The organism is Vibrio sp. SCSIO 43009, from assembly GCF_023716525.1.
Taxonomy (GTDB): Bacteria; Pseudomonadota; Gammaproteobacteria; order Enterobacterales; family Vibrionaceae; genus Vibrio; species Vibrio alginolyticus.
In genome coordinates this window covers 2,545,909-2,559,905 of sequence record NZ_CP071842.1, presented here as the reverse complement: position 1 = coordinate 2,559,905, position 13,997 = coordinate 2,545,909, and the positions used below count along the sequence as shown (strand labels likewise).

The following is a 13,997-nucleotide window of genomic DNA, read 5'->3' as shown; positions in this document are numbered from 1 at the left end:
CCCGTCCAAACACTGTTTCAAGTTCCTGCCATGTCCTAGTTAGTGAATTTGAAAATGGAAAAAACTAAAAATATAGGGGTTTATAATGTCTTACCTAAAGAAAAGCCTACTTGCCACGGCAATTACCGGCATGATGTTCAGTGGTGCTGCATTTGCTGATGGTGCAAACAGTGACGCAGCAAAAGAGTTTCTAACCAAAGATTCATTTTCTTATGAAGTTTACGGGATCATCGCGATGCAGGCCGCGTACCGCGATTACGATTCTGGCAGCAAAGCAACGGACGATGACTTGGGTGGCATGCAGCTAAACAACGAATCTCGTATCGGTTTCCGTGGTAAGAAACAATTTGCTAACTTCGACCCTACTTTTATTTGGCAAATCGAAGGCGGTTATGTAGACCCTAGCTTTGGTGGCGAGGGCGCAGGTCTTGGTGAACGTGACACATTCGTCGGTTTTGAACGTGCATCTTGGGGGCAAATTCGCCTGGGTCGCGTTTTGACACCTATGTACGAATTGGTTGACTGGCCAGCATCTAACCCTGGCCTGGGCGATGTATACGACTGGGGTGGTGCTATTGGTGGCGCCAAGTACCAAGACCGTCAATCAAACACTATCCGCTGGGACTCTCCAATGTTTGCTGACAAATTCTCCCTAGATATCGCAGCTGGTGCAGGTGATAAAGCAGGTCTAGGTGAAGGGGATGACTACTGGGGTGGTATCGCAGCACACTACAAAATTGGTCCTATCCAGTTAGATGCGGCATATGAAGGTAACCGTAATATCAAGATGGAAAGCCAAACGTGGGAAAACAACACGTACTTGGTAGGGGCACAAGGCTGGTTTGATAACGGGATCTCTTTCTTCGCCCAATACAAATACATGGAGGCGGACGCAAGCAATGGTGTGAGTGAAAAGCAAGATGCAATGTCTGCCGCTATCATGTACACCACGGGTGATTGGCAATACAAACTGGCTTACGCCGCTAACTTTGATCTAGAGCGTGATGGTAAGAAAATTAACGATACAGCGGACGATGTGTTATCAGCACAAGTTATGTATTTCGTAGACCCATCGGCAGTGCTGTACGTACGTGCTCGTACTCTAGACTTTGGCGACGGTGCGTCTCAATTAGATAAACCAACAGAAGCACGTTGGAAGTCTGCTGACTACGACGAGTTCTCTGTAGGTGTTGAATACTACTTCTAACTAAAGAAGCAGCTAAAAGGGCGGAAACGCCCTTTTTATCTTGATACTTATTCAAATAAGCCTTTGAAATGACTGGCCTGTAAGTTTTAGAGGCTTATCTAAATTGGTATAAAGTGAGAAACCATGATGAAAAAAACAACGACACTTCTCGGACTTTGCGCAATGCTTTCGGCGCCAGCTTTTGCTGCTCAACTCACTCTGCAATCTGAATTAGTTCCTCGCGTTCTCAACGGCGAGTTCGTCTACCCTGAGTGGATATCCAAGAATAACAGCATCGAGTTAAAGGATGGGGAAAACCAATTAGCGGTAACGGTTGGACAAATCGTATTTGAAGATGGAAAGCGCCGTAAATTCGATTCGCAGCCGCTGGTATTAGAGTTTGATGCAGAAAAAGACACCGAGCTTTCTCTGGCTTATCAAACATTCCGTACTATTGAAGAGGCGAGAGCCTTCGAACTCGATCCTAAAGTGGTATTGAAAGACAAAAACGGAAAAGAAGTGGCATTCTCTATGGTTCAACTTCGTAAAGGTGGTTTGCAAGGTTTTCGTGATTACGAACGAGAAGTTGCCGACTATAATAACGCAATGAATAAAGAATCGACTAAGGCAAGCATTGCGTCTTCTCCAGCGGAAACCAAAACAATCAAAGCATCGTTTAATGAATTGAGCCGTGAAGAGCAGCAAGAATTTATGCAATGGGCAATGCGTAACCTGAAGTAATTTCGTCTCGTGCTTTAACAGTAAATAGCAGGGCTGTGCCTTTTTGGTTCTGCCCTGTTTTTATTTCTGTTGTCAAACCGATTGTAGAATTGACTTACGGTGGTAAAATGTCGCCACTTTTATCCTTGACATTACAACGAGAGATCTCTCGTTGCTCATTACCCCTAAGGAACTCAAATGACGGTTAAAACTCGTTTTGCTCCTAGCCCAACTGGCTATCTACACGTTGGTGGTGCGCGTACTGCACTTTACTCTTGGCTATACGCTAAAAACCAAGGTGGTGAATTCGTTCTACGTATCGAAGATACAGACCTTGAGCGTAACTCTCAGGAAGCGGTTGATGCAATTCTTGAAGGCATGGAATGGCTAGGCTTGGAGTGGGATGAAGGTCCTTACTACCAAACTCAACGTTTTGACCGTTACAACGAAATGGTTGATAAGCTTCTTGCTGAAGACAAAGCTTACAAATGTTACGCGTCCAAAGAGCTGCTAGATGAAATCCGTGCAGAGCAAGAAGCAAATAAAGAAATGCCTCGCTACGATGCTAACCATCCAAAAATCAAAGCAGCAAACGAAGCGGCAAAAGATGGCGATCCATGTGTTATCCGTTTCCGTAACCCGAAAGAAGGTAGCGTAGTATTTGATGATCAAATCCGTGGTCGCATTGAAATCCGCAACGATCAAATGGATGACCTAATCATTCGTCGTACTGACGGTTCACCTACTTACAACTTCTGTGTAGTAGTGGATGACTGGGACATGGGTATCACTCACGTTGTTCGTGGCGAAGACCACATCAACAACACGCCTCGTCAAATCAACATCTACGAAGCACTAGGTGCGCCAGTACCTACATTTGCACACTGTGCAATGATCCTGGGTGATGACGGCGCGAAACTGTCTAAACGTCACGGCGCTGTATCAGTCATGCAATACCGCGATATGGGCTACCTGCCTGCGGCACTAAACAACTACCTAGTGCGCCTTGGTTGGTCTCATGGGGACCAAGAAATCTTCTCTCAAGAAGAGATGATCAATCTATTTAGCCTAAACGCAGTATCTAAGTCAGCGTCTGCTTTTAACACTGACAAACTGCAATGGTTGAACAACCACTACATCAAGAACTCAGACCCTGCGTACGTTGCTGAGCATCTACAATGGCATCTAGATCAACAAAAACTAGACGTAACGAATGGTCCTGCTATCACTGACGTGATCAAGCTAGTGGGTGAGCGTTGCAACACACTAGTTGAGCTAGCTGAGCAAATCCGTTACTTCTATGAAGATTTCTCTGAGTTTGAAGCGGGCGCAGCGAAGAAACACCTACGTGGCGTGGCTAAAGAGCCTCTAGAACTTGCATTAGCGAAAGTGGAAGCACTAACTGAGTGGACGACAGCGAACATCAAAGATGGCGTTATCGCAGCAGTATGTGAAGAGTTGGAAATCGGCATGGGCAAAATCGGTATGCCATTACGTGTTGCTGTAACAGGCGGGGGTCAGTCTCCTTCTGTCGATGCAGTAATGGAGCTGGTTGGAAAAGAGCGTTGTATTGCTCGCATTAAGATGGCGCTTGAGTTCATTGCTGAGCGTGAAGCAAACGCATAATTGCTTTGAACTGAACGTTCTTTTGAATAAATAGTCACAAAGCCGCGGTGAGCAACCGCGGCTTTTTTGTATCTTCAATTTAGATAACGAGAAACTTTCTCTCATATTGGTGAATGAAGAGATGGTTTCACCTGTAATTTACCTCAATATGGATAAGATTTTTTAATCCAAATATCGTTGGCATGAATAAAAAACGAGCGATTATATATCAAATATCTGATTGATTTTTATCCATATTCCTTAAAGTTCCATTTTGTTTGTCTCATTTTTAAGAAAAACCTTTGCTTTAGCTATTTTGTTTCAAAAAACAAAGCAAACGTTTGCGTGGTGATTGCGTGGTGATTGCGTGGGGATTTTTTTGCTTAAGATCACATGTTGTCGAGATTTTTGATGACAATAAATTGACAGAATTGGGATTTTTCTCGCGATTTCTTAGCGTTATAGTTCATCCCGTCAGCGATACCGAGATGGCGATATGTATCACTGAACAGGAAATATACGTAAGTTGCTTCCATAAAAAAAATGCATGTGCATAAAAAGAAGCTGACTAAGTATCTCACTCAAGGAATGAATAAAAAGAATTGAAATACAACGTCAGTCAGACGGCGCATTTCGGCATCTAACAAAAGAACTTCTTTAGAGGAATCAATAATGAAAAAATTAGCAGCGGTAATTTCAGCGTCTCTACTTATGGCTTCAGCAGCACAAGCAGAAGTATACGTTGGTGGTAAGATGGGTAAGTCATGGATGGAAGACGCGTGTGTAGCGGGCCAGGCTTGTGACAAAGACGATTCTACTCTTGGCGCTTTTGTTGGTTACGAAATGAATAAATACTTCGCAGTAGAAGCGGGTTTCGACAACATCGGTGATTTTAACCAAACTTCTTTCGGTGGCCACGTAGAAGCAATCACTCTTGCTCCTAAATTTAGCCTACCAATCACTGAAGACATCGCACTTTACGGTAAAGTGGGTGGCGCTTACGTAATGTTTGATGGCAAAGATGATTACTCTTACCTAGGCGCAGCTGGTCTTGAATTCAACCTAAGCCAAAACGTAACAGCTCGTGCGGAATACCAAACACTGACTGACATCAGCAACGATGTAACTCGTGCGACAGGTAACACTGCAACACTAGGTGTTTCTTTCAAATTCGGCGGCAACGATGAGCCAGTAATCGTAGAAGAGCCAGTTGTTGTTGAAGAAGTGGTTGTAGAAGAAGTGGTAGAAGAGCCAGTTGTAGTTACGAAAACATTCGAAACTCAAACAATTGGTACAGGTAGCTTCGATCTAAACAGCACAACTCTAAAACCAGAGAGCGCTGCAAAACTTGATAACCTAGTTGCTTTCCTAAACGAGCACCCACAAGCGAACGTTGAAGTTGTAGGTTACACAGATACGTCTGGTCCAGCAGCTTACAACCTAAAAGTTTCTGAAAAACGTGCTGAGTCTGTTGCTAACGCACTCGTTGAAAAAGGTATTGATTCATCACGTATCCAAGCTCGTGGCGAAGGTGAAAACAACCCAATCGCTTCAAACGACACTCGTGAAGGTCGTCAACAAAACCGTCGCGTAGAAGTCGTTGTTCCAGAATTTGAATACCAAGTTCAGCAATAAGCTCCTATTCGACCGTAGTATAGAAGACTGAAGCTGAAAGCCCCAAAGAGTTCGCTCTTTGGGGCTTTTTATTTCTCTTTAAAAACTGACTGAAATGTTCAAAGTGGCTAGGTATTACTTAAGATCAATGCTGTTTAAACGCCCCATAAATGTCAGGATCTCCAAGTTATCTTTATGTGCTTCTAACAACGCTTTTTTGGTTTGCATGTAGGCGGCAAGTTTGCCGTACTTACTAATAGAGCGAACCACCGTTTTATATTTATACTCGCCGTCATCATTGAACTCTCGCCACTTGGCGATGTAACACGTATCTCGGTTGTCAGGGTTTTCAAGAGTAGGGTTAGGCTTGTGAACGATTTTAGGCTCAACGCTATGTGGAAGCCTAGTCATTAGGTAAGGGTCTTTCAAAAGACGTCGCCAGAATTTGCCCCACATTTGCCGGCCTAACTCGTTTCTCAGCTTAATGGCTTTTTGTAAGCCTTTCTTTTCTCCAATACGAACAAATCCTACCGAGCGGTGTAGTACCGTATCCTCGGGGGTATGGATATGTATCTTAAAGGCTGTCTTGCCTTTAGAAATAAAGCGGTGTCCAGTGTTAGTTATTAAATTGCTCTTAGACATAGTGCTAACTAATAATTTTATTAATAGCTAAAAGGGTAAGCAAAACTCATAGATAATTAAAGTAATAAAATACAAAACTGTAAATAGGGCTTGTTGAAATGATTTCAAGGGGAAGAAGTCAGATCAGTAGAAGACTTTATCCCGTAACCGAAACACCTGATCCGATCATATTGATTACTGGGAAGATTACCTAACACGATGTACTAGGGGGAGCAGTGCGAGGCTTGAAATTGAAGATACAAAAAAGCCTTAGCTCAAGTGGGAGCTAAGGCTATGATATGGCGCCCCCAGTAGGATTCGAACCTACGACCTGTCCCTTAGGAGGGGACTGCGCTATCCAGCTGTGCCATGGGGGCGTAATACCAATAGTTGCAGTTCATTGCACTGTTTTACTGAGTTCAAATCTAGCAATCTACCAGATCTGTATCAGCATCACGTTGAACGATTCGCTACGGTCATTGGTATAATAAAATAAGATGCGCTGCCTATGATATTCAAAAGTGAGCATATCTCAAGACTTAATGTTTGCTTTTATAGGATCTTGTTCATTACGTCGCCAATTTGAACGCTAGACGCTAAATTTGGCTGATCAATCGTCAGTTCCGCTTCGTGTTCGTATATGCGTGATACCGTTAATGTAATTTCGCTTTGCGAGACTTTGTTTCTTGGCAATCCATTTTGGTCGATAAACGACGCGGTGTGCCAAAGCTGCAATTTGTCTCCCTCTTTTACGCCGTGCATACGGCCGAGATCCATCGTTACGGTATTACCGAAGACTGCCACAACCTCTGGCAATGTAATTTTGCAAGACAGCTCCGACTCCAGATCCAACATAATATTGCGACTAACGCGAAGCATCATCTCGCCATAGGTCGATGCCCAAAAACGTGCACTACGAGTGTCCACTTGACTCGTCTTAGCAAATGGCCAACGCGCGACCTCACGGTAGGCTTTGTTGAAGATTTCATGGCCAGTTTTACCATCAAATACTTTCATTTCTAACGCAAACTGACGATTGATGATGTCATCTTGCAATAGTTGAGATTCGACCGTTGCAGTGAGATCGGTAATGACCCCTCCAATGATGTATTGTGCGCCATTGTCTTGCGCGATCATTTGAGTGCGAGCAGGATAGTTGCTGCTTATTGAGTAGTCCGTTGTACCAACAGACACAAAGCTGCGTGAGGTTTGATCAAGTTGACGGTTCACTACGTGGCTAAAATCGTCACCAACTTGATAAATTTGTCCCATCACTGCTTGTTGTGGTGATGCGACCTCAATATTGCCGACCAGCATTGTCTTTTTGTATTGATCGGTGTGGCAACCCGTTGCCGATGGATAAATATCAACGCGGATTTTTACCTCGACTTTACCGCGACGTTTGCGTTCAGACTCGACCAAAATGTAACGGACTTCATGATTGGTAAACTGGTATTCGTTGCGGCTTTCTTCTAATAGCGGCATCAAGTTGCTAATACTGCCAATATCTGCGCCCGAAAAATTGACGGCTTTGAACAGCGCGTCTTCCAACGCATGGAGCCTTGCCGTCTCTTCTGAAGAAACGATGGTGGCAACGCCTGTGACTTCATACCAAGATGCCATTACCTTAAAAGGCACAAGCATCACTAAAGTGATTGAAAACAGACTGTTTAATATTTTTTTCATTGGTTACAACCGTTCGGGTATAAATATTGCTTTAACAAATTCAGTGAAGTTTGGTGGGTTTTTCTTCGTTAGGCAAACAAAGAAAAGCAAAGACTGTTCCAATATTCACTTTCTTGGAAAGGAATTAATAAAGAACGGTATCACCTAAGATTATCTGGAGAATCAAACCATGAAAAAGTGGCTTGTCGCCGCATCGATGATGACGCTTCTGACATCGTGCGCGTACTCACCGATTTACAATGGTAAAGAACCGTACTCGGGAAGCCAGTTCATGCTGATGGATAGTCCGCGTCATACGATGGACTTTTTCATTGAGAGCATGACAGAAGACCTGATGGTTTCTAATGTGGCAGTATCAGCGCGGACACCGATTGCGATTACCTCGTTTGTTGATCTACAAAATATGGATGCAACAAACTGGTTAGGTAACTCGGTCTCTGAAGGTTTTATCCATCAGTTTCAGCGCCGAGGGTTTAAAGTGGTTGATTTCAAAACTACGGGCTCTATTCAAGTGACGCAGCAGGGCGATTTTGCTTTAAGTCGTGATTGGCAAGATTTAGCTCAAGAGCAGCAAATTCAGTATGTACTGACCGGAACAATGCTGCGCCAAGAGGGCGGAGTGCTTGTCAATGCACGCGTGGTTGGCATGCAAAGCCGTGTAGTTGTAGCGACAGCGCAAGGTTTCCTTCCGGCTGACCGTATTGGGCGTGACTTAGATACGTTAAATAGCATCCGCACACAAGATGGTGTGTTGATTCGTTCTGACCCTACCATTCGTCAGCCGTACACTGTGATTCTCCGTCCATAGGATAGAAGCATGAAGAAGTTATTATTTATTGTTGCCACACTGATATTGGTGGGGTGTCAGCCATTACAACAGATGCGTCAAGATGAAATCTTAGTGGCGGTGGGTTACGCCAGCGTCAGTGAGCAAACAGGCCGCACAGTAGAAGAAAAGCGTGTACGAGCAATGCGCGCATCAAAAATTGATGCTTATCGTGAGCTAGCAGAGCAAGTTTATGGCATGCGTGTTAGTGGACGTGCAGAGCTGCAAGACCAGCGTTTGGGTATTGAAAGCACCACTGGTGCCGTCGATGGTGTAATTCGTGGTGCAGAAGTTGTGCGTAGTTATCTTGTTGAAGACAGTTATGTGACTGAGCTGCGTCTGGATATCCGTAAGATGGATAAGCTACGTGATTATGGAGAAGTTCAGCAAGTGCCTGAGAAGCGTCAGCAAACTTTGTTTTAAACCATTTCACTAGACAGATAATCTTTTTGAGCGGCTGATTGGTAACAATGAGTCGCTTTTTTATATCTACGTGAGCGCGGGAATTGAGGGTAGGAGTGACGTTTAAGCTTTTATATTGGTGCCAAGCGTCGAGATGGTGTGGGTTTTTCCGCCCGCATTGTAGGTCATGCCAACTTTGCCATGAGTTCGCTGGAGCATGTTGTTGAGTTTATTGAAGCTCAGCTGTGCGCGACTAAGCGATTCGCCATTTACTTGGTTAACTTGTTGACAGTCGAGGACGATCGATTGGATCTGAGCAACAACCTGACTTAGGTGCTCATCTTCAGTAAGTTGATTGACGTGCGGGTGAGAGGCGATTCGCTGATCAGTTGTTCTGAGCTGATCAATGAGCGTCATCTTCTGTTTGGCAATGTTCTCAATCTCGGTAGAGACACGCGCCGTGATTGCTTGTGTTTCTTGGCGTAAAACAGCGGAAAGTGCCTTAGCATTTTCTAGCTGGAAATTAACGAGATCGACTAATGCTGCCATAAAATACTTACCTTCGGCCTAAGTCAGTTAGCTTTTGCCTTGCAATTCGTTTTCAAACTTAATCATGTTGTCAGCCAATTTTTCAGGATCGACTTTGTATGAACCGTTTGTGATAGCTTCTTTGATTGCTGCAACTTTGGCGCTGTCATATGCCGGAGAAGCTGCCATATCCTTCTGGAGTTTACTGACGGCTTTACTTTGCTGGCTGAGTGATACTGCGTCTTGTTGCGCTGGCGCCTTTTTTGATTCTGTCGTGCTGGTAGCATTGGAATCGTTACGTGCAGGTGCGCGACTTGTTGTCGTCATCATTTGCCCTGAACGTATATTATCTATACCTGCCATGTTTAACCTTTGCCTTGTATCGTAATACTGGTATCCAGACTATCGACCAGCGCAAAAATAACTTTAGTCATTTTTTGCATTTTTATTGATCAGTTTAAACACGCTACCAGTGGGTATTAAAAATTAACAGTGATTTCCGCAATGTCAGTCACTATGCCTTCTATTATACGTTGTGACTTATCATTTTTCACTCTTACTTGATCGCCAGCTGAACCATCCTGCAATGCTGTGCCTTGCGTTGTGATCGTCATGCCAGAATTCACCGCTTTGATAATGACCTTTTCATTTCGGCATACCACACAAACATCATTTCTCTCTACGACATCGCCTAAACGAACATTACGCTTTAGCTTTGCCCCAACCACTTGATCGTAGCTAGAAAATCCATCTTTACGAAAGCGCTGTAGCTCGATCATGGAAGTGGTAACATCCGATGCGCTGACGATTTCTCCTCTCCCTAGTGTTCGTGTAGCGACGATCATTGGTACTGATACCGAGATCCTCACAGGGACATAGACTTTCCAGTCATCCGGTTGGCATTCCACTAACACATTGATGTTACTTCTCGTGCTGCTGGTGGAAGAGGCAGATGTATCTAACGGAACAGGGCAATCCGTTGCTTTTATTCTCGAGTCGATCTCTGCCGCATTAACAGATAGCTCGCCACCATCAGGCTGATCAACCGTAGCAAGAATATGTTGTTCTGCTGCTGTTTTTATTTGCTCGATCTGATTATCTGAAGCTGAATGAACAAAAAAGCTAAACATACTGAGCAAAATGCCGATAGACTTAGCGTACTTTGTAATTAGCGCTCTACATATTGTCATAGTCAATGGTGTCGAAGTGAAAGTGAAATACGCCATACTGTCTCCCTGGTATCGTGCTTGCCAGTGGTAGAGTATCATTTAAAAACAAAAAGTTTGAGATGGAGATGAGCATATGACGGGGATTCTTGACTCGGTGAATCAGCGTACGCAACTCGTCGGTCAGAACCGATTGGAATTATTGACCTTTCGACTGATGGGCCGACAGCGCTACGGCATTAACGTATTCAAAGTGAAAGAAGTACTACAGTGCCCTAAGCTGACTTCAATGCCAAATCTACACCCTCTGGTTAAAGGTATCGCTCATATCCGCGGCCATACCGTGTCCGTTATTGATTTGAGCCTGGCAATTGGTGGTCGCCCAACCACTGATTTAGATAAATGTTTTGTTGTTATTGCAGAATTTAACCGTACGATCCAAGCATTTTTGGTATCATCGGTTGAGCGTATTATCAATATGCATTGGGAAGCGATTTTGCCACCGCCAGACGGCGCAGGTAAAGCGCACTACTTGACTGCCGTGACAAACATTGACAATGAGCTGGTTGAAATCCTTGACGTTGAAAAAATCCTGGCAGAAATTGCGCCAGTTGATGAAACGATGGATTCCGCTATTGGTGAAGAAATCGCACAAGCAGAACAAGAAAAGCCTATTGTACGCCGCATACTGATTGCTGATGACTCGACGGTCGCGCGTAAACAGGTAGAGCGTGCGATTACATCCATCGGTTTTGAGGTCGTATCTGTCAAAGACGGCAAAGAAGCGTACAATAAGTTGATTGAAATGGCTCAAGAAGGCAATATCTACGATCAAATTTCGTTGGTTATTTCCGATATTGAAATGCCAGAAATGGACGGCTATACCTTAACGGCTGAAATTCGCAGACATGCCGATTTGAAAGACCTTTATGTTATCCTCCATTCTTCATTAAGTGGTGTATTCAACCAAGCTATGGTTGAGCGTGTAGGTGCCAACACCTTCATTGCGAAATTTAACCCAGATGAGTTGGGTAACGCGGTTAAATCTGCATTAACACAATAAAAGAGACATTAATGACTGCTATTACAATCAGTGATCAAGAGTATCGTGACTTTAGCCGTTTTCTAGAATCGCAATGTGGCATCGTGTTAGGTGATAGCAAGCAATACCTCGTGCGTAGCCGACTGAGTCCTTTAGTGACGAAGTTTAAGCTCGCATCGTTATCAGATTTGCTACGTGATGTTGTTACAGGGCGTAATCGAGAATTACGAGTCGCCGCTGTGGATGCGATGACGACTAACGAAACCTTGTGGTTTCGAGATACTTATCCGTTCACGGTTTTAGCTGACAAATTATTGCCAGAAGTAGCGGCAAGTAAGCGCCCAATTAAGATCTGGTCTGCTGCCAGTTCATCGGGCCAAGAACCGTATTCTATTGCAATGACGATCCTGGAAACGCAACAGCGCAAGCCGGGCTTGTTACCAAACGTGTCCATTACAGCCACAGATATTTCGGCAAGTATGCTCGAGATGTGTCGTGCAGGGGTGTACGACAACTTGGCTTTGGGTCGCGGGCTTTCACCAGAACGTCGTCGCAACTTCTTTGAAAATGCGGACGGTGGTCGCATGAAAGTCAAAGATAACGTCAAGCGTTTGGTGAACTTTCGTCCACAAAACTTGATGGACAGTTACGCACTGATGGGTAAGTTCGACATCATTTTCTGTCGTAACGTATTGATTTACTTTTCTCCAGAAATGAAATCTAAAGTGCTTAACCAAATGGCGAGCAGTTTAAACCCTGGTGGCTACTTGCTGTTAGGGGCATCAGAGTCGCTAACTGGTCTGACTGATAAATTTGAAATGGTGCGCTGTAATCCTGGCATCATTTACAAGCTTAAATAGCGGTATCTCTTCATTGATAGAAAAGCCTGACTTCGTGTCAGGCTTTTTTGTTTTCAGCCCTAAACCACCTACTTCAGTAGGTGGTTATCATCCGTTTCGGCTTTGCCTGTAAAACTACTCATGCTAAATGCGTCTTTGATTTTTCCAGAAGTCAAAGAGGACAAATAACATGAGTAGATACAATCAAGCTTCCCACGTATTTTGGCGTTGTCAATACCATATAGTGTGGACGCCAAAGTATCGATTTAGGATCTTGAAGAACAATATAGGTAAAGAAGTTTATCGATGTATTTATGTTTACTGTAATCAACTTGGATGTGAAGTCGTAGAGCTAAACGTACAAGTTGACCACGTACATTTAGTTGTAAAGGTCCCACCAAAGCTTTCGATATCCAAGTTGATGGGGGTATTGAAAGGCAAAATAGCCTTAAAGCTATTTAGCAAGTTTCCTCACCTTAGGAAGAACAGGCTTTGGGGTAATCACTTTTGGCAAAGAGGCTATTTTGTCGATAGTGTTGGAATCAATGAAGAAATAATACGCCGATATGTAAGACATCAAGAGAAGCAAGAGCGAGTAGAGCAGCAGCAATTGGCGCTGGACTAAACAAAGGCCCCCTTTTAGGGGGCTCACACAAAGCCACCTTCTTTAGAAGGTGGTAATTTACTTGTTACCTTTCTGCGCCGAGCGTTTCATGTATCACTCAATTAGTTGAAGCGCGTTTTTGCCTTGTGCCCTCAACACGGTGTATCTTTATTAAGTGAACAAAGTGATACGACATGACATTCCAGTTACTTTGGCTCACTTATTGCTATTTCAATTCACGGTAACCACTAGGTTGGTGTAATGCTTTAGGTTTTGGCATGCTAATTGCTTTTTGGTTATCAATCACGGTCAGTTCTTAATTGTAGAGGCAAACATGGCTATATCTTTTGACAATGCACTAGGCATCCACCAGCACACGGTGGGCGTACGTGAGCGCAATGCAGAGGTGATTTCCACCAATATCGCACAAGCAAACACGCCTGGTTACAAAGCAAGAGGTTTAGACTTTGCGAAGGAATTGCAAGCGGCAACATCTGGGGCAAGCATTGGTCTTAGTCGCACAGATGGTCGGCATATTCCTGCCACTACAACGTTGGTTGGGGACAAGTTATATCGTCTTCCTACGCAACCAGATACGGGAGATGGCAACACGGTAGACTTGGATTTAGAGCGTAACTTGTTTATGCAAAACCAAATCAGACACCAAGCATCACTCGACTTTCTAGGCAGCAAATTCAAGAACTTAACCAAAGCAATCAAAGGGGAATAATTTAGATGAGCTTATTTAACGTTTTCAATGTGACAGGTTCCGCAATGAGCGCTGAATCCGTTCGTCTGAATACTACCTCAAGCAACTTGGCGAACGCCGACAGTGTCAGCAGCTCTGCGAAAGACACTTACAAAGCGCGTCATGCAGTGTTTGGTGCAGAGTTAAGTAACGCCATGCGTGGCGGTGATACGGTGCCAGTGAAAGTGATGGGTATTGTAGAAAGTGATAAACCGCTGAGTGCGGAGTACAACCCAGACCATCCCCTTGCAAACGAAGAAGGCTACATTTACAAGCCTAACGTCAATGTAATGGAAGAAATGGCAAACATGATTTCAGCTTCTCGTGCATACCAAACTAATGTACAGGTCGCTGATTCTAGTAAACAAATGCTGCTGCGTACGCTGCAGATGGGTCAATAAGGATAAGGG

The 13,997-nt window shown here is 44.1% G+C and carries 16 protein-coding genes and 1 tRNA gene; 11 read left to right on the top strand and 6 right to left on the bottom strand.

Annotation, left to right across the window (positions count from 1 at the left end):
• Positions 1 to 85: 85 nt before the first annotated feature.
• The 4 genes from chiP (at position 86) to J4N43_RS11830 (ending at position 5,146) form a co-directional block, all read left to right on the top strand.
• Positions 86 to 1,207, top strand: coding sequence for a chitoporin (gene chiP / locus J4N43_RS11845; protein ID WP_053350771.1), 1,122 nt, complete (start codon positions 86 to 88; stop codon positions 1,205 to 1,207).
• A 123-nt stretch (positions 1,208 to 1,330) separates the two neighbouring features.
• A complete protein-coding gene (locus J4N43_RS11840) occupies positions 1,331 to 1,927 on the top strand; it encodes a YccT family protein (protein WP_031780870.1) in 597 nt (198 codons plus the stop codon).
• A gap of 177 nt (positions 1,928 to 2,104) precedes the next feature.
• Positions 2,105 to 3,532 carry a glutamate--tRNA ligase gene (gene gltX, locus J4N43_RS11835; protein WP_005384075.1) on the top strand — a complete coding sequence of 476 codons (1,428 nt, stop codon included), beginning with the start codon at positions 2,105 to 2,107 and terminating at the stop codon, positions 3,530 to 3,532.
• 651 nt (positions 3,533 to 4,183) lie between these two features.
• The gene (locus J4N43_RS11830) at positions 4,184 to 5,146 is read left to right on the top strand and encodes an OmpA family protein (RefSeq protein WP_005382010.1); all 963 of its coding nucleotides are present in this window, start codon (positions 4,184 to 4,186) and stop codon (positions 5,144 to 5,146) included.
• A 114-nt stretch (positions 5,147 to 5,260) separates the two neighbouring features.
• On the opposite strand, the gene J4N43_RS11825 is transcribed toward J4N43_RS11830, so the two are convergent.
• The 3 genes from J4N43_RS11825 to J4N43_RS11815 all read right to left on the bottom strand — a co-directional run bounded on the left by J4N43_RS11825 (position 5,261) and on the right by J4N43_RS11815 (position 7,432).
• Positions 5,261 to 5,767, bottom strand: a complete 507-nt coding sequence (locus J4N43_RS11825) for a hypothetical protein (RefSeq protein ID WP_005382011.1) — start codon at positions 5,765 to 5,767, stop codon at positions 5,261 to 5,263.
• A gap of 279 nt (positions 5,768 to 6,046) precedes the next feature.
• A tRNA-Arg gene (locus J4N43_RS11820) sits at positions 6,047 to 6,123 on the bottom strand.
• Positions 6,124 to 6,298: 175 nt separating this feature from the next.
• Complete coding sequence (locus J4N43_RS11815) at positions 6,299 to 7,432, bottom strand: flagellar assembly protein FlgT (RefSeq protein WP_005382012.1); 1,134 nt, start codon at positions 7,430 to 7,432, stop codon at positions 6,299 to 6,301.
• 169 nt (positions 7,433 to 7,601) lie between these two features.
• Between J4N43_RS11815 and J4N43_RS11810 the strand changes: the two genes are divergently transcribed.
• Both J4N43_RS11810 and flgP read left to right on the top strand, forming a co-directional pair.
• Complete coding sequence (locus tag J4N43_RS11810) at positions 7,602 to 8,240, top strand: FlgO family outer membrane protein (RefSeq protein WP_005382013.1); 639 nt, start codon at positions 7,602 to 7,604, stop codon at positions 8,238 to 8,240.
• Positions 8,241 to 8,249: 9 nt separating this feature from the next.
• Complete coding sequence (gene flgP, locus J4N43_RS11805) at positions 8,250 to 8,681, top strand: flagellar assembly lipoprotein FlgP (RefSeq protein WP_005382014.1); 432 nt, start codon at positions 8,250 to 8,252, stop codon at positions 8,679 to 8,681.
• 102 nt (positions 8,682 to 8,783) lie between these two features.
• Here the strand turns inward: flgP and J4N43_RS11800 are convergent, their stop codons facing one another.
• From J4N43_RS11800 to flgA, 3 genes are all read right to left on the bottom strand, one after another.
• Positions 8,784 to 9,209 carry a flagella synthesis protein FlgN gene (locus tag J4N43_RS11800; RefSeq protein ID WP_005382015.1) on the bottom strand — a complete coding sequence of 142 codons (426 nt, stop codon included), beginning with the start codon at positions 9,207 to 9,209 and terminating at the stop codon, positions 8,784 to 8,786.
• 27 nt (positions 9,210 to 9,236) lie between these two features.
• The gene (gene flgM / locus J4N43_RS11795; protein WP_005382018.1) at positions 9,237 to 9,551 is read right to left on the bottom strand and encodes a flagellar biosynthesis anti-sigma factor FlgM; all 315 of its coding nucleotides are present in this window, start codon (positions 9,549 to 9,551) and stop codon (positions 9,237 to 9,239) included.
• 116 nt (positions 9,552 to 9,667) lie between these two features.
• The gene (gene flgA / locus J4N43_RS11790) at positions 9,668 to 10,414 is read right to left on the bottom strand and encodes a flagellar basal body P-ring formation chaperone FlgA (protein WP_005382020.1); all 747 of its coding nucleotides are present in this window, start codon (positions 10,412 to 10,414) and stop codon (positions 9,668 to 9,670) included.
• A gap of 76 nt (positions 10,415 to 10,490) precedes the next feature.
• On the opposite strand from flgA, the gene J4N43_RS11785 reads away from it, so the two are divergent.
• The 5 genes from J4N43_RS11785 (at position 10,491) to flgC (ending at position 13,988) form a co-directional block, all read left to right on the top strand.
• A complete protein-coding gene (locus tag J4N43_RS11785; protein WP_005382022.1) occupies positions 10,491 to 11,417 on the top strand; it encodes a chemotaxis protein CheV in 927 nt (308 codons plus the stop codon).
• Between the two features lie 11 nt (positions 11,418 to 11,428).
• Positions 11,429 to 12,256: a CheR family methyltransferase gene (locus J4N43_RS11780; protein ID WP_053350772.1), complete on the top strand. Its 828-nt coding sequence runs from the start codon at positions 11,429 to 11,431 to the stop codon at positions 12,254 to 12,256.
• Between the two features lie 169 nt (positions 12,257 to 12,425).
• Positions 12,426 to 12,860, top strand: coding sequence for an IS200/IS605 family transposase (gene tnpA, locus J4N43_RS11775; protein ID WP_017633711.1), 435 nt, complete (start codon positions 12,426 to 12,428; stop codon positions 12,858 to 12,860).
• 313 nt (positions 12,861 to 13,173) lie between these two features.
• Positions 13,174 to 13,569, top strand: a complete 396-nt coding sequence (flgB, locus tag J4N43_RS11770; protein WP_005382026.1) for a flagellar basal body rod protein FlgB — start codon at positions 13,174 to 13,176, stop codon at positions 13,567 to 13,569.
• Positions 13,570 to 13,574: 5 nt separating this feature from the next.
• Positions 13,575 to 13,988, top strand: a complete 414-nt coding sequence (gene flgC / locus J4N43_RS11765) for a flagellar basal body rod protein FlgC (RefSeq protein ID WP_005393132.1) — start codon at positions 13,575 to 13,577, stop codon at positions 13,986 to 13,988.
• The last annotated feature ends 9 nt before the right edge of the window (positions 13,989 to 13,997 follow it).

Excerpts from the sequence above, each read along its gene's own strand:
- gltX (WP_005384075.1), top strand. The coding sequence starts at position 2,105 with ATGACGGTTAAAACTCGTTTTGCTCCTAGCCCAACTGGCTATCTACAC.
- flgA (WP_005382020.1), bottom strand. The coding sequence starts at position 10,414 with ATGGCGTATTTCACTTTCACTTCGACACCATTGACTATGACAATATGT.
- J4N43_RS11780 (WP_053350772.1), top strand. The coding sequence starts at position 11,429 with ATGACTGCTATTACAATCAGTGATCAAGAGTATCGTGACTTTAGCCGT.
- J4N43_RS11785 (WP_005382022.1), top strand. The coding sequence starts at position 10,491 with ATGACGGGGATTCTTGACTCGGTGAATCAGCGTACGCAACTCGTCGGT.
- tnpA (WP_017633711.1), top strand. The coding sequence starts at position 12,426 with ATGAGTAGATACAATCAAGCTTCCCACGTATTTTGGCGTTGTCAATAC.
- flgB (WP_005382026.1), top strand. The coding sequence starts at position 13,174 with ATGGCTATATCTTTTGACAATGCACTAGGCATCCACCAGCACACGGTG.
- J4N43_RS11815 (WP_005382012.1), bottom strand. The coding sequence starts at position 7,432 with ATGAAAAAAATATTAAACAGTCTGTTTTCAATCACTTTAGTGATGCTT.
- J4N43_RS11810 (WP_005382013.1), top strand. The coding sequence starts at position 7,602 with ATGAAAAAGTGGCTTGTCGCCGCATCGATGATGACGCTTCTGACATCG.
- J4N43_RS11840 (WP_031780870.1), top strand. The coding sequence starts at position 1,331 with ATGATGAAAAAAACAACGACACTTCTCGGACTTTGCGCAATGCTTTCG.
- flgP (WP_005382014.1), top strand. The coding sequence starts at position 8,250 with ATGAAGAAGTTATTATTTATTGTTGCCACACTGATATTGGTGGGGTGT.
- J4N43_RS11830 (WP_005382010.1), top strand. The coding sequence starts at position 4,184 with ATGAAAAAATTAGCAGCGGTAATTTCAGCGTCTCTACTTATGGCTTCA.
- J4N43_RS11825 (WP_005382011.1), bottom strand. The coding sequence starts at position 5,767 with ATGTCTAAGAGCAATTTAATAACTAACACTGGACACCGCTTTATTTCT.
- J4N43_RS11800 (WP_005382015.1), bottom strand. The coding sequence starts at position 9,209 with ATGGCAGCATTAGTCGATCTCGTTAATTTCCAGCTAGAAAATGCTAAG.
- flgM (WP_005382018.1), bottom strand. The coding sequence starts at position 9,551 with ATGGCAGGTATAGATAATATACGTTCAGGGCAAATGATGACGACAACA.
- flgC (WP_005393132.1), top strand. The coding sequence starts at position 13,575 with ATGAGCTTATTTAACGTTTTCAATGTGACAGGTTCCGCAATGAGCGCT.
- chiP (WP_053350771.1), top strand. The coding sequence starts at position 86 with ATGTCTTACCTAAAGAAAAGCCTACTTGCCACGGCAATTACCGGCATG.